Here is a 21204-nt window from a genome sequence, read left to right as displayed (position 1 = left end):
ATAAAAATTAACAACTTCTAATTTTTATGTAACTAAATCATAAAAATGTCTTGGATTATAGTTCATCCAAGACATAATTATTTTTGTTATTCTAATTCAATTTGTTTCGTTTCTTGACCTAGGAATATTACCCCAACGACACCGATAATAATCGCGCCACAGAAAATAGCAAAGATAAAACCGATATCATAACCTGCTGTTAATAAAGAGCCTACTAACAAAGGTCCAAAAATACCACCGATACGCCCAACAGCTGCTGCCATTCCTGCACCCGTTCCACGAATAATTGCTGGATACTGCTCTGGTGTATAAGCATAAAGTGCACCCCATGCCCCTAAGTTAAAGAACGATAAAAACATCCCAGATGTTAATAGCACTACTAATGTTTCCGCATTACCAAAAATGAGAGCACTTACTGCTGTACCAATTAAATAAGAAACAAGTACAAACTTCCGTCCGAATTTTTCTATAAACCATGCAGCTGTAAAATAACCTGGTAGTTGCGCAAGCGTCATAATGAGAACATATTTAAAGCTCGTAATCATATCAAAACCTTTACCAACCATAACACTTGGCAGCCATAAAAACATACCGTAATACGAGAAAACAACCGTAAACCATAACACCCATAACATAAGTGTCGAGCGTGCATATTTTTTCGACCATACTTCTCGAATATTTTGCATAACACTACGTTTCTTAGACTCAGCCTTTACTGTAAATTGTGGTGAATCTGGCAAATGCCAACGAAGATAAATTGCATATATTGCTGGAATTGCTGTTAACAATAAAGCACTACGCCATCCCCATGATGGAATAACAAAATACGAAATTAATGCAGCGATTAACCACCCCGCCGCCCAGAAACTTTCCAGTAAAACAACCACTCGCCCACGCTCTTTGGCTTCTACACTCTCAGAAACTAGCGTCGATGCGACTGGCAATTCTCCCCCTAGTCCCATACCTACTAAAAAGCGTAGTGTCATAAAAGCAGCTAATGTAGTGGTAAATGCAGACAAGCCACTTGCAATCGAAAATAATACAAGTGTCCACATAAAAATTTGCTTACGTCCCACTTTATCGGCAAGCACGCCGAAAACAAGAGCTCCTACAGCCATCCCAATTGAGTTTATGCTACCTATCCAGCCTGACTGACCTGGCGTTAATCCCCACTCAACTGCTAATGCTGCAATAACGAATGATAATATTCCTACGTCCATTGCATCGAAAAGCCAGCCTACCCCTGCTACCCTCAAAAGCTTATTGCGAGAAATAGATTGTTGAAACTTATTCGTTGTTACTGTATTTATCGTCACCTTAACCACCTGTCTTTACACATGACTTTACATATTAAGTTTAATATACAGTTGTTTCTAGAAAGTGACAAGTAAAAATTCAAATTACCGAATTGTTTAGACAATTTCTGAAATGCTATTGAAAACATGGGGCAATTTACGATAAAATGTCTTTTATACAAAAACAACTGTTCTTTCTATAAGAACAAAAGGAGTCGTAACCGTTATGTGGAAAGGCCTAATTGAAGAATATAAACAATTTTTACCCGTAACAGAAAATACACCTGCTCTAACTTTAAACGAAGGCAATACGCCTCTTATACATTTAGTAAATCTATCTAAAAAACTTGGCATCGAGCTTTATGGAAAAATCGAAGGGGCAAATCCAACCGGTTCATTTAAAGACCGTGGTATGGTGTTTGCCGTTGCAAAAGCGATTGAAGAAGGTAGCAAATGCGTTATTTGTGCTTCAACAGGTAACACGTCAGCCGCAGCAGCAGCTTATGCAACACGTGCTGGAATCCAGTCCATAGTCGTTATCCCTAAAGGAAAAGTAGCCCTAGGTAAGCTAGCCCAAGCAACAATGTATGGTGCAAAGATTATCGAAATCGACGGTAATTTTGATGATGCATTAAATATTGTTCGTCAAGTAAGCGAAACAACTCCAGTGGCACTTGTAAACTCTGTGAATCCATTCCGTATTGAGGGGCAAAAAACGGCATCATTTGAAATTGTAGATGCTTTAGGAAAAGCTCCAGATTACCTTTGCATCCCGGTTGGTAACGCAGGTAACATTACTGCGTACTGGAAAGGCTTTAAAGAATATGATGCAGCAAAAGGCTCTGGTTTACCAAAAATGTTCGGCTTTGAAGCTGAAGGTGCAGCAGCAATTGTAAAAGGTGAACCTATCGCTAATCCTGAGACAGTGGCAACAGCTATTCGTATTGGTAATCCTGCAAGCTGGAAATTTGCAGAAGCAGCTCGCGATGAGTCTGGTGGAATTATTGATTCGGTTACAGACGAAGAAATTTTAGCTGCTTACAAATTAATTGCTGGCACTGAAGGGATTTTCGTCGAACCAGGCTCAGCTGCATCATTAGCAGGAGTTATTAAATCAGTTGAAAACGGCAAGATTGCGAAGGGCTCTAAAGTTGTAACAATTTTCACGGGTAATGGATTGAAAGATCCTGATACTGCCATGAATGTCTCAACTGTAGATGTTGTCGCACTTAAAAACGATGAGGAAGAAATTCGAAAATACATCGAGGGCGTACTATGAGTAACATGTGGGAAATCACGGTTCCTGGGAGCACAGCCAATCTAGGTCCTGGCTTTGATTCAATAGGGCTTGGCTTATCTCTTTACTTAAAGTTAACCGTGTCTTTACAGGATAGTTGGGAAATTATCCACCTCGATGATAATGGTCCTAAAGAGTTTGAGCTGGAAGAGCACTTACTATACGTGATTGCCAAAAAAATTGCGGATCAATACGGTAAGCAACTACCTGCCTGCCGTGTTGAAATGGCAAGCGAGCTTCCGTTAGCCCGTGGTTTGGGGAGCAGCGCAGCGGTCATTGTTGCAGGAATTGAACTAGCTAACCAAGTCTGTGACTTAGGCTTAACTGTGCAAGATAAACTCAATTTATCCTCACAAATCGAAGGACATCCAGACAATGCAACAGCCTCGGTATTAGGGGGATTAACAATTTCCTCAATGGATGAAAATGGCGTTGTTGATACATTTCATGTCAATGATTTAGATGTTTCCTTTGTTGTGTATGTGCCCGATGTCGAGCTAAAAACAAGTGAATCTCGCTCTGTTTTACCAGAACAATTTGACCGCACATATGCAGTGAGAGCCTCTGCAAATGCAAATATGCTAGCAGCATCATTAATGGTTAGTGATTTTGAACGTGCAGGTCGTTATATGGAAGCTGATTTATTTCATGAACCTTTCCGCGCCAATTTAATTCCACAATATGCAGAAATTCATGCTGCAGCAAAGGCTAATGGAGCATTTGGAACGGCTTTAAGTGGAGCGGGACCAACATTGATTTCCATCATCCCTACTGCTATTGCGCAAGATTTCTTAAATGCCATGAAATATCAATTTCCAGAGCATGAAATTATCTTAACAAAAGCCGATGAATATGGTGTACAGGTAAAATTTGAACGTCTACTACAAAAGTAGACGTTTTTTCTTGAAGGGGGAAGTAGCTTGAAACCAATTATTTTCTGTGATTTTGATGGCACTATAACAGAAACAGATAATATCGTCTCACTAATGACTGAATTCGTTCCAGAGGAATCCGAGAAAATTGCTAAAGCAATGATGGAACAAACTATAACCTTTAAAGATGGCGTTTCAGCAATGTTCGAGCTATTATCAACTAAACAAAAGGATACTGTGATCCAATATTTATTGGATACGGCCATTATACGTGAGGGCTTTGGCGATTTCGTTCGTTATGCACAAGAGAACCATATTCCTTTTTATATTGTTAGTGGAGGTGTCGATTTTTTCATTGAGCCACTATTAAAAAAATACGGTCCTTTTTCCGGTATATATTGTAACAGTGCTGATTTTTCCGGACAGCAAATTAAGCTCGTTTTTCCAAATAGCTGTGATGAAGAATGTGCGAAATTTGAGACACAAGGTTGCGGTTGCTGCAAGCCAAGCGTTATGCGAAAGGTTGCACAGAGCAATCAATTTAAAATCGTAATTGGAGATTCACTTTCTGATTTTGAAGCAGCAAAACAGGCAGATTTAGTACTCGCTAGGGATCATCTTATTAAACGCTGTAAAGACCTTCATATTCCTTATAAGCCATTTGAAACATTCTATGATTGCTTAGAAGCTGTACAAAAGCTTATGGAAGCAGAAACGGCTGTTTCAATGTAATTAAAAAGATTAAAGAAATAAAGCTCATAACCATACCGTGTTGTTGATTTCCGTTCCGACTGGGCGCTTTCCTGGGGGCGTCCGATGAGCCGCTTCACTCGCGTTGCTCGCTGCAGGGTCTCATCTGTGACGCTAATCCCCAAGGAGTCGCCCAGTCTCCACTCCAATCAACTTATATAATTGGAATACGTTTTAACAAATGTCATCCACAACTTTTGGTGATGAACCAGAAATAAGGGCGGCATGCTCATAAGTGACGCCCTACTTCTACATAGCAAAGGGAACCATCTTTAATATTAGATGGTCCCCATTTCAAGTTCATGATTTATTTTTCGACTTAAAAAATCTCTTCCGACGTTCATACCAAATAACACAAATGATAAACCACGTATAACCCATACTCCACCCGGCCAATACATCCGAAGCAAAATGACGGGCTCCAGCAACTCTAGACAAACCAATAAGTACAGTTAAAACAATTGCTCCGAGCCAAAGTAATGTCTTACGTCCCTTGCTATTGTTCTCTGAAAAAATATAGGCTACCGTAAATAAATACAAGATACCGGTCATAGAATGTCCAGAAGGAAAGCTATAAGATGTTAATTGTTCCTCAATCTCAGGTCTTGGCCTATGCACCCATTTTTTCAATAATTGGTTAAGTACATTCCCACCTGCAACCGTTAACAAAACAAATAATATCCCTCGGTTATTTTTTACCTTCCATGCTAGATAAACTATTAAGATTATAGCTACGGACACTACAAACGCCGGTTCCCCTAAATAGTGGAAAAAATCTATAAAACTATTATTGAAAAATAAATCTGCCATTTTTGTATCAAAAGTACGAATTAGTTCACTTTGAAAAGTAACTCGTAACACAAAAAAGATAATGAGCGTTAATACCGCTAAAGGATAAGCCCATTTTTTCATATAATACTTCACCTCAAAACCATATGCTGTTATATTTTTCACATCATATCATATTTAAGTCAGCTAGAGGTGAATTTGGCTTTTTATCCAGTGTACTACTACTCCCAACACAAAGAAGTTAGCTACAAGATTTATTGCCCGTATGTGCCTGATTGGTGAAACTTTATCTAACCCAATGTGCCCCCTCTTACTTGGGGTATGACAAATGTTTTTTCTTCGGCCTTATTAAAATAATTTGAAAGAGCTAATGCAACGATAAATAAGATTGCAACGATAGGTATTATTTTTCTAAACAAAATATACACTTCCTCATCTTCAGTTTGAATTATTTTAATAATACTGGATCGAATAACCAATCCTTCGGCCCAAAGTTTTTATCCTTCTCTCCTCTTACCTCACGAGATATATTGTTTTTAATAATTAATTCTCTAAACTTTCTACTGAACAAAGTCTTTCTATATAAATATCTTCCGTCATGGCTCCATTCTGCTGATAGGAAAACATCATTTTCTATATTCGTTAAATCTTTGCGATTATAAATATCAGGACCGTTGATTACCCCACTTAACCCACAACGACATGGAGGTTGTTCTGTCGCAAAATACAATTTAACTCTTTCAGCGCTAGCCTCTGGTAATACTTGTGTCGGTAAAATTTGAAAAGCTTTTTTCTTTCCTTCTTTCGGTCCTTGATGAATAACCTCTAACAATTCATAGCCTTTAATATTCTCTTGCTTCATTAATGTCGCTAATTCCTGTGAAGCAACCCAATATCCGCTCACATGAACTAGATGACGGTCTTTCATTTCTGTAGTATCAATCACTAATGGAGAAAGCTGCTCTTTTTCCATTAGTCCGCAATGCTGGCAATGCGTGTTTATAGAAAATAAAGTTCCTCTATCATCTATAAACATATCAGGTGAGTTACCTGTTGAGTTTAGTGTGAACAATGGTGCTTGCTCATACTCGCTATCCGAAAAGTCAAAGTAGAAACGCTCTCCGATCGAATCAATTCCTAATTCGTGTTCCAATGATTTATATAGTGCTGCTACATGCTCGTATGTTAAATCTTCATTTAATGTAAAAATAGGATTAAAAGATGCCTTTAAACTTCTTTTTCTTATTTTAGGTGCACCAATATAAATACCATAGCGATTATAAACATTAATAACTTGATCTTGACTAGATTCATCTATAGAAAATAAATTTTCAAGTTCTACTTTCAAAATACACGCCTACCTTTATATAAAGTTTTATGGTGAAGTATGTTGACTAGCTAGTAACTTTAAAAAAATCTACAATCTCTACTTTCTTCATAGATAGCCAGGCTCTTATTTTAAACGAAATCTTATATAGTATTACTTACTATAGCAAATCTACTTAACCACGATTATCTTTAGCGTACCAGTACTTACACCGATATTTCAATGTTGGATTTACGCCAATTTTTTGGCGGTCTTCTGCCCAATTTTTGGCGTGATTTGGCGGACATACAAAAAACACCGCCATAATTTGGCGGTGTCATGAAAATTTATGGGTATTTAGAATTAAAATCCAGGTGTAATTAACCAAGTTAAAATATGGTATACCAAAACCACCTAAACTCTCCCTTTTTATTGAAAAATATACCAACGAAAGTTAATATAACATACAGACAATTTATAGTAAATTCATTCTTTCTGCAAGATTTACAGCCTCTGTCCGTGAATCTACATTTAACAAAGAAAACAGCTGCGTTAAATATCTTTCGGTTGTTCGCTGAGGAATATTTAACTCTATAGCAATTGCTTTATTCGTATGTCCTTCCGCAATCAGTCTTAAAATTCTCTTTTCTTTTTCATTTAAGTGTATATCGAGTTTCGCATCCTGCAATTTAAATTTATTATCAAGAAAATCTAAGAAATTTTGAGGTAAAACAATTTCACCATTTGCAATGGCTCGAACAGTTCGTAAAATTTGCTCCTTAGATGCTGTTTTAGCTAAAATACCTTCTATTTTCCGTTCTAAAATAAGTGGATAATAATCAGTAATATCATCACCAGTATAAAGGATAATCGAAGCATTTGACTGGATAGCTTTAATGTTACGTCCTAAATTAATGCCATTTTCTAACGGCATATTTATATCAATTAAGTAGATATCATATGGCTTGTTTTTAATTCTCTGGATGACATGAGTTGCATCACTTTCTGTATCAACTATAATATCTTCATTTTCTTGAAATAAATTTTTTGTACCCTCTAATACAATAGGGTGATCATCCACTATGAGCATCGTAATCAAGTGTATCACTCCCTTCTTTTACTGTAATTCTAATAGACATTCCTTCATTAGCCTGTGTATCGATGTAAAACTGCCCGTTAAAGGCTTTTACACGCTCTTGCATACCTTGAATTCCCATCGAATCTGCGATAATAATATCTTCAATATTACAACCTACACCATCATCCTTATAGATGATTTCAAAACCATTGTCCATTTCCTTCAAATGAATCTCAACTGTTGTTGCATAGGAATGTTTTAAAGCATTGTTGAGTAATTCTTGAAACAATCGATAAATCATTAAATTCATACGCTCATCCTCTAAATAAAGACGATCGATCGTATAAATTAACACAAAACTAGATCTTTCTATTACTTTGCGAATAAGCTTTTCTAATGCAGCGTTTAACCCTAGTGTATCTAATAATGGGGGCTTCAAGTTTTCACAATAAGCTCTTAAATCATGTAAAGATGTAACCATCTGTCTATGAATTTTTGCAAGTTTTCGCTGGATATCTGCTGTATCCTTCGCATTGACTAGGACATCAACCTCCCTGGCAATATGAAGCTGCTCTTGCAAATTTGTATCATGTAATTCTTGAGCTAATTGATATTTTTCCTCTTCAAACCTTAGCCATAATAATTTGTTTAACCAAGGTAATTGACTATCATCTGCTTGCCTCATATGCTTTAATTCCTCTAACAGTTCCTCTACCATCTTTGTATTTTCAATAAAATTATTTACATATAGTAAGAGCAATTCAAGCCACAGAAGCTCTTCATCTTTCAAATGAATCGAATTATTATGTTGCAATACTAATGCTCTTTTATAGTGAGCATCTTGATGGAGGAAGGCTAAATAGACTTGATCAAATTTTTTAATTTCCCCTAATTTTAAATCTTCCATTAACATTGGATTAATCGGAAGACCTCCCTCAACCGTTGATGTAAATTGCTTTGTGTCATGGTCATAAGTTAATACAAATACATGCTGGAGCTCAAGATGTAAAGAAACCTCTTGAACAAATCTCTCCAGAAGATTATCTATTTTTATTGTTTTACCAATCTTATCTACAGCTGTATATAACTGATGTATATAATCCCCTTTCGTCGAAAATAAGATTTTTCGTTTTCGATAATCGACTTTCTCTTTTATGTAAAAAAGAACAATTAACGATATAAAAGTAAAGATTGAAACACCTGACATAACAGTTTTCGTTAAATATTCTCCTGCAAACCAATACAACCCAACTATAAACCACAAAGTAAAAAACGATGAAAAGATTACATAATAACGTAATCTAGTAATATGATATTCGATATCAAATAATCGTTCTGCTAATTGTGTAAAGATAAAGCTAAAAGGTATAAGCAATAAAAATAAAGAACTGGCTTCACCTGAAAGAATATACTTACCCAAAAAAATGTTAGGGAGTGAATATAAAAAAAGAAATGGCAGAAACGGTATCATTATACTACATAACAATATTTTCAACTGAGGTGATTTATATTTGAAATAACTTAGCAATAAAATACTAAGTATAGTAATAAGGAGAATGAAAAAAAGGAATAATACTACTTGAGCCAAAAAATTATACGAAGCAGGATAGAAAATACTAATACAGGCCAGTAAAAAAGAGATCACTGGAAATATATAAAAGAATTTAATATTGTTTGTAAACACCCAATTTATTTTTACAAATGAATAATAATCTCTTAAAAAATGTAATAATATAACTAAACACAATACCATACTACTGCGATTTACTATTATCCCAATTCCATTTAATCTAGTAGCTACTCCACTGCTTACATAAGCTAACGCAACAGTTAACATAAAAAGAATAAGTAAGTTAGTAAGCTTTGTATTCTTTTGATTAAAATGTAGATAGATAGTAATAAATAGAGTTAATAAATAATAACAAGCGGGAAATAGTAATATAGAGTAAAATTGATTCGGAACATCCAATTGTTTGATATGTATATCTTTTATTTCACCATTAGGCTTCATTATGGTTATTTTATTAGCATCTACTATTTTAGATTTATAATTCACCTGATTTAGATGATCCATTGGCACATCATCTACGCTTAAAATAACATCAGATGATGAAATGCTCTCCCATCCTGTCCAGTCTTTAAAATAAGGTTGCGTTACTCCCCATTTGCCATTCTCTTTTTCTACCCCAATTTCTAATAAAGGCCCACTATAATTCATATAATTCAGATAAATCCCAATCACTAAATAGAACATTATAACGGGCCAAAACAACTTTTTACTCAACAATTTTACTGCCAAGCTACACTTTTCAACTCTCTTTCACTATTAAACGCATCTAAAATTGCTTTTTGTTCTAAAGACGAAATTCCAACCAATGATGCTTTTTGTGTTTTTAATAGAGCAACTATGTCTGGGTTTTTTTCTAGATATTGAATTACATTCATCATATATACACTCATTTCATTAACCTTTTTAAGTAGTCTTTACCTAATTCATTTATAGTCACATTTTCAAGAATATTTAACGCTTTAAACTTGTAAACATTTTTCATAGTAATTGCATATCGTATCGCACCACCATTTGTCAACTCGTTTTCCGTAGCATTATTATCTAAAAATGCATCCATATCGTCATTATAATAGTTTATAACAGATTTTGAAACATCATTTTCCTGTGATAAAAGATAAATAATAGGTAGTGAGTATCTTTTATTCAGTAAATCATTTTTAGGTCCCCAAGTTTTTAAACTTTGAATATCGTTTTTAATCTGTTGGATAATACCTATGTATTTCCCATACTCCTCAACCTCAGAAGATGTCCCTCCTGTTGCAAGCACTTCGCCAATTAAGCAAGCCATCGATGATAAAGAACCCGACTTTTGTTCAATCATTTGTATATATGATTGCTCATCCCTACACGTATTGAGTAAATCCAGTTGCTGACCGTTTATGCTTCGTAATGCATAATCCTCTAGTATTTGAATAGCAGTATTTTTGTGTTCAAAGGAAGTCTCACGTATAGTTCTAGAAGCCATAACTAGCATAGCTAAAGCAACATTTAATGATAGATCAGGTGTTTTAGTCCAACTGTAGTCTGAATCCTTGTCCTGCAAGTCATCGATGATATCAAAGGATAAAATTAAAAGTTCTATAGCTGCGGCAACTTTATAGATGTCTTCGTTCAAACAATCTGTAAATGCCTCATAATGCAAATAACATAGCTTACCAAATGAATAGCCAGCTGCCATTTTTTCTTTCTTAAAATTTTTCAGCATCGACCGTAGTTCATAACCTATCAACGCGTCGTTTTCAATTAGAATATCCAATGCCTCATTAATTTGTTCGTCAAGCTCCTGCAATAGTCCTCTCTCCCTTCGAGTATGTTATTAAATATAATACAGATTAATGGTAAATAATGCTAGACATCAAAATCATAAGGTAATATTTCACATTGCGTCGTTAGTACAATATACCGCCAAAAAGTGGCGGTATTTGTGGAAAGCACGCCACTTCTTTATTTAAGGATAGTAAAATAAGTGGCGGTGTTATATTTTTGACCGCCATTTTTTGGCGTAAACTCAGCATTGAAATGGCGTCCTCACTGATGATACGCTTAAACTAAGCTAAGATAAATTTTCCTGTTCGTACACTAATCTTTAAGTTATAAAGTTCATTAGAAACGAGACCGTATGGTATGTATTTAAATTGATTAGAGAGAAGACTGAACGGCTTCTCGGGATTAGAGCTATATATAGAACGGAAATCTCCAAAGCTTATCGTGATGTACCATTTTCGTTTAATCTATTAACAAGGAAATTCTCGAAACATTGGGAGTGATTAAAATGAAAAATGAATTAAATGATAACGTTTTAATACTTACAGCTAATTTTTCCTGTGCAATTTTTGTCTCTGAAGAAGAAATTACTATTAAAAGGCCTTCGAAAGAACAACAATATATTGAGCAAATAATTATTGATGCTGAGCAACAGGCTTTTAAAGAAACATTAGCAGAGTATAAAAGCAAATCTACATTTTCAAATTTTATTTGCAATATTCCCGGATTTGAAGATACTTTTCAGCAAAAGCTGGACGGTTTTATGGAACATTATGGAATTACAAGGGTATTTGAAGAAAGCCTGTCTATGTTGCCTTTAATAAGTCCATTTACCTCAGAATTAAACATACATACACCTATACTCTATACGTCACCAAACTTTAGTATTATAAATGCAAGAGGCAATTGCTCTAGCGCTTCGTCAATTGGAAATCCAGTTAAAATTGGAGAAACAGTCGGCTTACCTCTTTATCTTCTTAATTCAGATTTGAAAAAGGAAATGTCCCCTTTAGGGAAAGTAAGTTGGACACGACAACAATTCACCGCCTCTTTCACCGAGGTTGCCATAAGTGACAATGGTATTTCTTTTAATATTACTACACCATTTAATGCATGGAATAAAACGTCCATTAAACATTAATCTAGACTGGGTTTGGCACAGGTATAGATATGTGCCTAACCTTTCTTAGTTAATATCGTTCTCTATGCCCTTTTAATAGTTCTTTGAGGTCGCTTTGGGGGTTCTTTCCGTCGTATTGACTTCTATTCGCCCCCTTCGCTCCTCTATCCTTCACTTTAACTATCTATCATTGCATTTCTATCGAATAGTACTAAGCTTCATGTCCTATTCATAAGAAAAAAGGTGCCTCAAATGAACTTTGAGACACCTCTAATTATTAACCTTTTACATAATAAACTTCTTGGCCGCTTTCGATGATATGATCAGGCTTCGGTTTACCAGCACTTGCTTTGTGACCAGCAATATGCTCAGGACTCTTCTCCCAATTTTTCCATGCCTCTTCTGATTCCCATCGAACCACTATTAGCACTTCTTCATCACCACGTCGTACTTTTTTTACAAGTACTTGCTTATCAATAAAGCCTGGCTGTTGTTCAAGCAATGATGGGCCATCTTTTTTAGCACCAAAACGCTCAACAACTTTATCCGAATTCCCTTCCGTAACGACAATACGTTTAATTTGTACAAACATATTATTTAAACGCCTTTAAAATGTCATCAGCTTTTTGTGTTTCAGAAGTTAAACCGCCACCAGATAAATACCAAACTTGCGGATCTAAATAGAAGATTTTACCGTTTTTCGCAGCGTTAGTAGCACCAACGATTTCGTTTTCAATTGCAGCTTTTGTACCAGACTCACCTTCTGGAGTTACAGCAGCATCACGGTCAACTACGAATAAAATATCTGGGTTTGTGTCACGTACATATTCAAATGATGCGTTAGCACCATGTGTAGAAACTTCAATTTTATCATCAGCAGGTTTTACACCATATACATCATGGATGACACCGAAACGTGAACCAGGACCATATGCAGATAATGCACCTTCAGAACCTAATACTATTAAAGCTTTTTCTTTAGCTGTAGCTGTTTTCGCTTTAACTTCCTCTACTTTTGCTTCGTAAGCAGCAAATGCATCAGCAGCTTCTTTCTCTTTACCAAAGATCTTACCAGCTAATTCAACGTTAGCTTTGAATGATGGCATGAAATCTTTTGCATCTACACCTACGAATACTGTCGGTGCAATTTTAGATAACTCATCATAAGCTGCAGCTTGACGACCAGAGATGAAAATAATGTCAGGATTCATAGAAGAGATTGCTTCAAAATCAGGCTCTTTTAAAGCTCCAACATTTACATAATCTTTACCAGAATATTTGCTTAAATACTTTGGAACTGATTTTTGTGGAACACCTGCAACTTTAACATCTAAAGCATCTAAAGTATCAAGGAAACCATAGTCAAATACAACGACCTTTTCAGGCATTTTATCAAGAGTTACTTCTTTAAAAGTCTCCTCACCATTTTTGATAGCTGGAATAGTAATTGGGTAAGCTGTAGCTTCTTCCTTTTTCTCTTCAGCAGGTTTGTTATCCGTTGAAGAACCTTTATCTTCTTTTTTCGCCTCGTCCTTAGTACCACAAGCAGCTAATACTAATAGCATCATCGCCATTAATACAGTAAGTATTTTCCAATTTTTCATTGTAAAATTGCTCCTTTAAAATTATTTTATAGTTGAAAGATGGTAATGCCATCTTTACTATTTCTAAGAATTAAAATACACACAAATGCGACAACCATTCTGTTCCTGTACGGGAATATCCATATCATAGATTTCCTTAAGCGCATCAGAATTGATGATGTCATTTGTTGGACCGTCTTTGACAACACGTCCATTTTTTAATGCGACAATATGATCTGAGTATACGGAAGCAAAGTTAATATCGTGTAATACGATGACAACTGTTTTCCCTAACTCATCAACGAGCTTACGCAAAATTTTCATGATTTGCACAGAGTGCTTCATGTCTAAATTGTTAAGCGGCTCATCAAGCAAAATATAGTCTGTGTCCTGTGCTATAACCATAGCGATAAATGCACGTTGACGTTGACCGCCCGATAATTCATCCAAATAATTATGCTGAATATCCTCTAAATTCATATATTGAATTGCTTCATCTACCTTTAACTCATCCTCAGGCTTTAAATTTCCTTTCGAATAAGGGAAGCGACCAAATGAAACAAGCTCACGAATTGTTAGGCGTACATTCATATAGTTTGACTGCTTTAAAATAGATACACGCTTCGCAAAATCGTCCGATTTCCAACGACGTACATCTGATTTATCGAGTAATACTTCCCCAGTATCTGCATTAAGTAAACGGCTTACCATTGAAAGCAATGTTGATTTTCCTGCACCATTTGGTCCGATAAAAGACGTAATTTTCCCTGGTGCAACATCGACACTGACATCTTGAATGACCGGTTTTTTCCCAAAAAACTTGGATATTTCTTTTACTTGGATCATCCTGCTGACCTACTTTCCTTCAATAATAAGTAGATGAAGTATACGCCACCTACGAAGTTTATAATAACGCTTAGTGTTGTATCGAAATTAAAAATACGTTCGACCATCCACTGTCCACCGACTAAAGCTACAATACTCATTACACAAGAACCTGCAATTATAACAGAGTGCTTGTACGTCTTGAAAAACTGATACGATAAATTTGATACGATTAAACCAAAGAACGTAATTGGCCCAACAAGAGCTGTTGAAACGGCAATTAATATTGAAGATAATATCAGCATTCGCTGTACAAGCTTGTCATATGGTACCCCTAAGTTAATTGCTGTATCACGTCCAAGCGACATTACGTCTAATTGGTTCATATGACGCCAGCCATAAATAAAGGTAATGATTATGACCACACCTGCAAGCCATACTAAATCCGAATTGACATTGTTGAAGCTTGCAAACATCTTACTTTGTAAGCTTAAAAACTCATTCGGATCTATTAACACTTGGAAGAACGTTGTTACGCTTCCTAAAAAGGTTCCGACAATCATACCGACAAGCAGCAAGAAATAAATCGGACGTTTTCCTTCCTTGAACAATACGCGATAAAAAATCACGGCAAAGACAACCATAGCTAAAACAGCTAGTAAGAAATTGTATTTGGCATTAATAACGAATATAGACATAGATCCAAAGAAGAAATAGATGAACGTTTGAACCATCATATATAATGCATCAAGTCCCATTACACTTGGTGTTAAAATACGGTTATGTGTAATCGTTTGGAAGACTACAGTTGAATAAGCAATCGCAATCCCTGTTAACGACATCGCTGCCACTTTAATAAGGCGGCGTGGGAACGCATAATGATAGTTACCATTAAGTTCATAAAATACATATAGTAAAATAGATGCTACAGCTAAAGCTAGTAAAATCAACATTTTTGTACGGTTACGCATATGCTTTCCCCCTAAATAACATAATTAGGAAGATCGCACTTCCGATGACACCGACAGTCATACTAATCGGAATTTCATAAGGGAAAATAAGTACACGCCCTATAATGTCGCAGAATAATAAGAACGACATACCTAGTAATGCTGTATGTGGCAATGTTTTAGAAAGGTTATCCCCTTTGAACAGCGAAATTATATTTGGAATGATTAAACCAAGGAACGGTATCACACCAACTGTTAGCACCACCGTCGTCGAAATAAGTGCTACTAACACTAAACCTAAATTCACAACGAATTTATAGGAAAGACCCAGGTTTTTTGCAAAATCCTCACCCATCCCTGCCACTGTGAAGCGGTTCGCATAAATGTAAGCTAAAATCAGCACGGGCACACTTATGTATAAAAGCTCATAACGACCTTTCATCATTAATGAGAAATCTCCCTGTAACCATGCAGAAATGTTTTGGATAATATCTGCTTTATACGCAAAGAACGTTGTAATTGATGAAAGGATATTACCAAACATTAAGCCAATAAGCGGTATAAAGATCGCATCTTTAAATTTTATTCGATTTAATATTTGCATAAACAATAATGTGCCGGCTAAAGCAAATAGGAAAGCGAAGGAAATTTTTTGAAAGTACGTGACATTTGTGAAAAACATCATCGAAATTAGTACCCCCAACTTTGTAGCATCTAATGTACCTGCTGTCGTTGGTGACACGAACTTATTCCTACTTAAGCTTTGCATAATTAAACCAGCAATACTCATACCTGCACCTGCTAACAAAATTGCTACAAGTCTCGGTATACGACTAATAAAAAATAGTCTAGTCTCTTCTGATTCGAAGTCTAATAGATCACTCGGTTTTATATCAACTACTCCGATAAATAGTGAAACTATAGACAGCACTACAGTTACTGTTAAAAGATATCTTTTTTTCATTGTAATCCCCGGTAGATTCATTTTTGTTAGTAATATTAATTGAAAATGATTATCATTACTTACGATTCTCATTATAAGCGTGTTTCCATTCTCAGTCAACCTTCAATTGAGAATTATTCTCGTTTTATTTGATAATAATTAAAAAATGAGCATTCTCAACGGAATATTTGCATTTTGTATTATTTGCGAAGTTAAAACTCTCTACATTTTTCACAAAAATAAAAAGGTAATTGAGAATAAAATACTAATTTTTTCTCAATCACCCTATTAAATCAATTATGCCTCGATATAATTGCGTCCGGAGGCGGCTTTAACCTCTTTCAGCGGATGTCTTTGCCCGAAAGCATAGCGACTGGTACAAATAATAATTGCTGAAAGAAGTTAAGCTATTCGTCGAACACCCTTGAGCCATGCAAGAACAATTAAAACTATTAATATAAAACCAACGTACCCCATCACCGCATATAGCTTGGCTACAAGCGTCGTAAAACCAGCAAGACTTGCTAAAAAACCTAAACCACCGATAAAAACGGCAGTTACCTTAAAACTGGCCTTATTAGGTTTTAAAAATCTCACCATAAATGAATAGAACATCCCCACTGCTGTATTATATATCATCCCTAATAAGGAAAAGGACATCAATAGACCAATTAGAGGATGAATTTCATTTGCCAAAGCTAGCATCGGTATATCTATACCAACGACTACATTCATTTTTGCAAGAAGAGACAGGTTAATAAGTAGAATTAAAGCTCCAAGCAAAATCCCACCAATAATACCTCCCATCCCCGCCACTTTTTCATTGCGAATAGATCCACACATAACAGTTAAAAGCGAAAAACATACACCTATATTAAAAGACAAATACAGTAAAGCAGTAACCCACCAGCTTTTAGAACTTACCTGTGCTTGTTGTGCAATAACAGCTTGTTCGACAAAGGTTAAATCCATCGTAGCTAATGAATAGACCGCTATTATCGAGACAATTGCTAGCAGATAGGGTGTAGCAATAGCAATAACGTTTATGATACTCTTCACATCCATCATAACTGTCGCGATAGTAAGTACAATCATACAGATGCTCCCCAGCCAAACTGGTAGTCCAAACATTTGATGAAGCGTAGCACCTGCTCCAGCAAACATGATTACTGCTACACCGAATAAGAAGAGCGACAGTAAATAATCCATCACCAAACCTACAGCATTACCTGAAATTTGATAAATTAAATCCTTGTGCGATGTCGTACGCAACCTCGAGCTAATTTGAGCAATGCACATTCCTACTAAGGCAAATCCAACTGTAGCAATAAGTGCACCATAAATTCCATGAAAGCCATAGCTCGTAAAATATAGTACGATTTCCTGTCCTGATGCAAATCCCGCACCGACGATAATTCCTACATAGGCACCACCGATTTGCAAACTTTTTTTCAATCAGTTCTCTCCCTGTTTATCCTATTATTGGGGTTATCACCAAAACGCGTGGTTGATTTCCGTTCCGACTGGGCGCTTTTATCGCTGCCGCTTCGCTTTCGCGCAGAGCAGAGCTTCCCGAGGGCGTCCGATGAGCAGCTTGGGGCAACAGGATGTTAGTCACGAAGGCGTTATCACAGGGCGTGATGCTCTTAGCCTTTATCCCCAAGGAGTCACCCAGCGTCCACTCCAATCAACTTATTTACATAGTAGACATTTTATCAAAAGTCATCCACAACATTTGGTGATGAACCTATTATTGATAGACCTTCTTACTGATTGTTAGCTTATCAATTACTTTCATATTAGGTGTATATCCAATTCCGGCCGTTTGTGGCACATGAATATAACCATCCTCTACAATTACTTCAGGTGTAATGATATCTTCATACCAATAATGACTAGAGCCTGCAGTATCCCCAGGTAATACAAAATTCGAGAGCGACGTTAATGCAATATTATGCGCTCGTCCGATTCCTGCCTCTAACATACCACCACACCAAACGGGAATATTATTTTCCTTACATAAATCATGAATTCTTCTTGCTTCTGTTAATCCGCCTACGCGCCCTATTTTTATATTGATAACACCACAACTACCAAGCTCTATCGCTTTTCGAGCATCTTCATAGGAGGTGATGCTTTCATCTAAGCAAATAGGCGTCTTTAACTTTCGTTGTAGCTTAGCATGATCGACAATATCATCAACAGCTAATGGCTGTTCAATCATTAATAAATTAAATGCATCAAGTTGCTGTAATACATCCATATCGCTCAATGAGTAAGCCGAATTAGCATCTACCATCAATGGTAAATCTGGCATTTCAGCTCGAATAGCACGAATAACTTCTACATCATGGCCTGGCTTAATTTTCACTTTTACTCGTTTATATCCTTTATTTACATGGCCTTTTAATAAATCAATTAATGCTTCTGTAGAAGATTGAATACCTACACTAACACCCACCTCTATTTGCTCCTTATCTCCGCCTAACGCTTGAGCAAGTGATTGTTTCGTTTGTTGCGCATAAATATCCCATATAGCCCCTTCAATAGAGGATTTCGCCATACAATTACGACGAATAGAGGAGAACAAAGCACTGACTTCATCTGGATGCCCAACCTCTTTATGTAACAAGATGGGAATTAAGAAGTCTTCAAGCATATGCCATGTTGTTTTCACTGTCTCCTCTGTATACCAAGGCGCTACAAAGGCTACAGCTTCTCCCCATCCTACAGTTCCTGATTGATCTATCGCTTCTATAAGTAAAAGTTCTTTTTCATCAATTGTGCCAAAACTCGTTGTAAACGGTGCTTTCATAGGCATTTTTATATGTCTTACTGTAATCTGTTCTAGTTTCACAAGATTTCACTCCTTATCCTTATTATAAAGCTAATAAGGAGCGTCTGACTAATAGATAGCTATGAACATATTCCTTATTCTTTTTTACTCGAACAATTGCATAATTTTGTTCAAACAATGTTGTTAAAATAGTACGTACTTTATAACGCCAGTCCTCTGCAAGCCGAGGATTCTCTACTTTCATCTTTTGTAAAAATTGAGGAATCGGCAATAAATAGGCGTCCTTATAATATAATTGCTCTTGCTGAAATTCACCTTCAATATCAAGCACTGGTAAGCCATCTACCGTTAAAGACCACGGTACAATTTCTTCAGCTTCTTCTTCCAGTTCATCTAGGGAATCCTCCACTCGATCGCGTTCAATCCACCATTCAACTACAATTCGATCTGAAGGTAGCCCCTCGTTAAAATCATCCTTGAGCGGACCATAATAATCATTTTCGTACTGAAAACTAAATGCATTGAGCTTCAAAAATGATAAATTAGCCATATATGCTTCTAGCGGATCGAATAGCCAAATCACAAGCTGAAACCCATGTTCTTTTGCATATTCCTGTTGGGCATGCTTTAATAATTCACCTACACCTTGTTCACGATATGTTTTCTCCACACCAATCATGTGTGAGTGTAAATACATTTTTCCATGTCGATAGCCAACAAAGCAGTAGTTAAAGCCAATCAACTTTTCGTCTAAATACGCTCCAAGGATTAATCCACCATTTTGTACAGCTGCTAACAACTGATGTGAGGGAATAGCCTGACTTCCCCAAATACTTTCGTTCAAACTTTGTACTTCTGCGATCTCTGTAGGTGCCATTATTTTTTGAATACGTACTTTCTCTAACATTATGCTGATCCCTCCTCTGATTTCCCTGACTCTAATGCTAACAATACCGCTCTTGTAAGGATTTCAACCCCCGTTACAAGCCTCGCCTGCTTAAATTTCATCTTTGGATGATGTAGTCCTGGTGTTACCCCACAGCCTAAACCTAACATCGTAGATTTTAAATGCGGGCGTTGAACAGCATAGTGATGAAAATCCTCTCCTCCAGGTGTATAAACTGGCTTTCTTAAATTTGACAACCCGGTTGCTTGAACGATTGCCTGCTCCATAATATATTGAGCAGTTGGGTCTACCTCAGCAGCTACTACATTTGCTACTGTACGTAATTCAATCTGCACTTTATGCAAGATCTTAGAAGAATCAATAACCCTTTTTACTCCCTGCGCAAGTGCACCCATCACATCATTTTGTTGAGCTCGTATATCAATGGTGAACGATGCACTTCCAGGAATAATATTGCCAGATTCTCCTCCAGCATGGAATTTGGTCATCTTAATTGATACAGGAACCATTGGGTCTGTATGAAGCGTTCTTAAATCATCGATAATAGTAGCCCCTACTTCAATAGCGTTCACGCCGAGATGCGGTCTTGCAGCATGGGCATCTTCTCCGATGATCTCTCCATCAAGTAATCGAGAGGCTCCATGATACAACGCGGCACAATATGTACCGTCTTCAAGCTCATGGACAGGTCTTACATGGACACCAAATAAAAAGTCTAGATCATCAATGATTCCTTCTTTTAAAACTGATAAAGCACCTGTTCCTTTTTCTTCAGCTGGTTGAAAAATCACCCGAATTGTACCGTTAAATGATGGAGCCAGCTCTTTCAAAAGTAATAGAGCACCGATTGCCATCGTCATATGTCCGTCATGGCCACAGGAGTGATTCGCACGAAATTCACCATCTACTTCTTGCCATAACGCATCAATGTCCGTACGCAAACCGACTTTAGGATTACCATTTCCTACATCAACATAAAGCCCTGTACTGTTTTTAAAGCGTATTGGTGAAAAACCTTCACGTGTTAGTAAATCAACAATATAATTCGTTGTTTCTACCTCATGCCAGCTTATTTCCGGATGCGCGTGCAAATACGTGAAAATTTCCATTAATCTTGGCCTCAAACGACTTAAAGCTTCCTTCATAGCAACCAACCTCTCAAAAATCATACTATTAAGAATATTATAACGAAAATAAAATCTTTTCTATACAAAAACATATTCCCTCAATCTGCAAATTAACTACATGATAAGACTAAACGCTTTCAGGTAGATAAATAGTTCATTCATAATGAGTGGTTGATTTCCGTTCCGGCTGAGCGCTTCTCTGTAGGACATCTGATGAGCCGCTTTGGCCAA

Annotated in this window: 20 protein-coding genes; 4 read left to right on the top strand and 16 right to left on the bottom strand. The window is 36.5% G+C overall.

The window, feature by feature from the left end; translation table 11 throughout:
* Nucleotides 1–86: 86 nt before the first annotated feature.
* Nucleotides 87–1316: an MFS transporter gene (locus JNUCC51_RS13870; RefSeq protein WP_337988558.1), complete on the bottom strand. Its 1230-nt coding sequence runs from the start codon at nucleotides 1314–1316 to the stop codon at nucleotides 87–89.
* A gap of 205 nt (nucleotides 1317–1521) precedes the next feature.
* Here JNUCC51_RS13870 and thrC point away from each other — a divergent pair, with 205 nt between their 5' ends.
* Genes thrC through JNUCC51_RS13855 form a run of 3 tightly spaced genes read left to right on the top strand, consistent with a single transcriptional unit; the run spans nucleotide 1522 to nucleotide 4196 of the window.
* On the top strand, nucleotides 1522–2574 hold the full coding sequence (gene thrC, locus JNUCC51_RS13865; protein ID WP_049663338.1) for a threonine synthase: 1053 nt from the start codon (nucleotides 1522–1524) through the stop codon (nucleotides 2572–2574).
* Complete coding sequence (thrB, locus tag JNUCC51_RS13860) at nucleotides 2571–3485, top strand: homoserine kinase (RefSeq protein ID WP_337988557.1); 915 nt, start codon at nucleotides 2571–2573, stop codon at nucleotides 3483–3485. The genes thrC and thrB overlap by 4 nt, the downstream gene beginning before the upstream one ends.
* Nucleotides 3486–3512: 27 nt before the next feature.
* On the top strand, nucleotides 3513–4196 hold the full coding sequence (locus tag JNUCC51_RS13855; protein ID WP_337988556.1) for a 2-hydroxy-3-keto-5-methylthiopentenyl-1-phosphate phosphatase: 684 nt from the start codon (nucleotides 3513–3515) through the stop codon (nucleotides 4194–4196).
* A gap of 318 nt (nucleotides 4197–4514) precedes the next feature.
* On the opposite strand, the gene JNUCC51_RS13850 is transcribed toward JNUCC51_RS13855, so the two are convergent.
* From JNUCC51_RS13850 to JNUCC51_RS13825, 6 genes are all read right to left on the bottom strand, one after another.
* On the bottom strand, nucleotides 4515–5126 hold the full coding sequence (locus tag JNUCC51_RS13850) for a phosphatase PAP2 family protein (RefSeq protein WP_337988555.1): 612 nt from the start codon (nucleotides 5124–5126) through the stop codon (nucleotides 4515–4517).
* 325 nt (nucleotides 5127–5451) lie between these two features.
* Nucleotides 5452–6351, bottom strand: coding sequence for a hypothetical protein (locus JNUCC51_RS13845; RefSeq protein WP_337988554.1), 900 nt, complete (start codon nucleotides 6349–6351; stop codon nucleotides 5452–5454).
* A gap of 433 nt (nucleotides 6352–6784) precedes the next feature.
* Nucleotides 6785–7399, bottom strand: a complete 615-nt coding sequence (locus JNUCC51_RS13840; protein WP_337992232.1) for a response regulator — start codon at nucleotides 7397–7399, stop codon at nucleotides 6785–6787.
* The gene (locus JNUCC51_RS13835) at nucleotides 7383–9605 is read right to left on the bottom strand and encodes a sensor histidine kinase (protein WP_337988553.1); all 2223 of its coding nucleotides are present in this window, start codon (nucleotides 9603–9605) and stop codon (nucleotides 7383–7385) included. Before JNUCC51_RS13835 ends, JNUCC51_RS13840 begins: the two co-directional genes overlap by 17 nt.
* Nucleotides 9606–9676: 71 nt before the next feature.
* Complete coding sequence (gene comX / locus JNUCC51_RS13830) at nucleotides 9677–9835, bottom strand: competence pheromone ComX (RefSeq protein ID WP_337988552.1); 159 nt, start codon at nucleotides 9833–9835, stop codon at nucleotides 9677–9679.
* Nucleotides 9836–9843: 8 nt separating this feature from the next.
* On the bottom strand, nucleotides 9844–10746 hold the full coding sequence (locus JNUCC51_RS13825) for a polyprenyl synthetase family protein (protein ID WP_337988551.1): 903 nt from the start codon (nucleotides 10744–10746) through the stop codon (nucleotides 9844–9846).
* A gap of 483 nt (nucleotides 10747–11229) precedes the next feature.
* Between JNUCC51_RS13825 and JNUCC51_RS13820 the strand changes: the two genes are divergently transcribed.
* Nucleotides 11230–11862 carry a hypothetical protein gene (locus JNUCC51_RS13820; RefSeq protein WP_337988550.1) on the top strand — a complete coding sequence of 211 codons (633 nt, stop codon included), beginning with the start codon at nucleotides 11230–11232 and terminating at the stop codon, nucleotides 11860–11862.
* A gap of 256 nt (nucleotides 11863–12118) precedes the next feature.
* Here the strand turns inward: JNUCC51_RS13820 and JNUCC51_RS13815 are convergent, their stop codons facing one another.
* From JNUCC51_RS13815 to JNUCC51_RS13775, 9 genes are all read right to left on the bottom strand, one after another.
* Complete coding sequence (locus JNUCC51_RS13815) at nucleotides 12119–12433, bottom strand: antibiotic biosynthesis monooxygenase family protein (protein ID WP_100544940.1); 315 nt, start codon at nucleotides 12431–12433, stop codon at nucleotides 12119–12121.
* A gap of 1 nt (nucleotide 12434) precedes the next feature.
* Nucleotides 12435–13445 carry a siderophore ABC transporter substrate-binding protein gene (locus JNUCC51_RS13810; RefSeq protein ID WP_337988549.1) on the bottom strand — a complete coding sequence of 337 codons (1011 nt, stop codon included), beginning with the start codon at nucleotides 13443–13445 and terminating at the stop codon, nucleotides 12435–12437.
* Between the two features lie 63 nt (nucleotides 13446–13508).
* Nucleotides 13509–14270: an iron ABC transporter ATP-binding protein gene (locus JNUCC51_RS13805; protein WP_337988548.1), complete on the bottom strand. Its 762-nt coding sequence runs from the start codon at nucleotides 14268–14270 to the stop codon at nucleotides 13509–13511.
* Complete coding sequence (locus tag JNUCC51_RS13800) at nucleotides 14267–15220, bottom strand: iron chelate uptake ABC transporter family permease subunit (protein WP_337988547.1); 954 nt, start codon at nucleotides 15218–15220, stop codon at nucleotides 14267–14269. Before JNUCC51_RS13800 ends, JNUCC51_RS13805 begins: the two co-directional genes overlap by 4 nt.
* A complete protein-coding gene (locus tag JNUCC51_RS13795) occupies nucleotides 15213–16163 on the bottom strand; it encodes an ABC transporter permease (RefSeq protein WP_337988546.1) in 951 nt (316 codons plus the stop codon). Before JNUCC51_RS13795 ends, JNUCC51_RS13800 begins: the two co-directional genes overlap by 8 nt.
* 381 nt (nucleotides 16164–16544) lie before the next feature.
* A complete protein-coding gene (locus JNUCC51_RS13790; protein WP_134023784.1) occupies nucleotides 16545–17597 on the bottom strand; it encodes a YkvI family membrane protein in 1053 nt (350 codons plus the stop codon).
* 295 nt (nucleotides 17598–17892) lie between these two features.
* Nucleotides 17893–18999, bottom strand: coding sequence for an o-succinylbenzoate synthase (gene menC / locus JNUCC51_RS13785; RefSeq protein ID WP_337988545.1), 1107 nt, complete (start codon nucleotides 18997–18999; stop codon nucleotides 17893–17895).
* 22 nt (nucleotides 19000–19021) lie between these two features.
* Nucleotides 19022–19846, bottom strand: coding sequence for a GNAT family N-acetyltransferase (locus JNUCC51_RS13780; RefSeq protein WP_337988544.1), 825 nt, complete (start codon nucleotides 19844–19846; stop codon nucleotides 19022–19024).
* Nucleotides 19846–20991: a M20 peptidase aminoacylase family protein gene (locus JNUCC51_RS13775; RefSeq protein ID WP_337988543.1), complete on the bottom strand. Its 1146-nt coding sequence runs from the start codon at nucleotides 20989–20991 to the stop codon at nucleotides 19846–19848. Before JNUCC51_RS13775 ends, JNUCC51_RS13780 begins: the two co-directional genes overlap by 1 nt.
* Nucleotides 20992–21204 lie beyond the last annotated feature (213 nt).

This window comes from Lysinibacillus sp. JNUCC 51, assembly GCF_015999525.1.
GTDB classification, from domain to species: domain Bacteria; phylum Bacillota; class Bacilli; order Bacillales_A; family Planococcaceae; genus Lysinibacillus; species Lysinibacillus xylanilyticus.
Note: the sequence above shows the minus strand (reverse complement) of the source record. Positions and strands in the feature narration are given on the sequence as shown.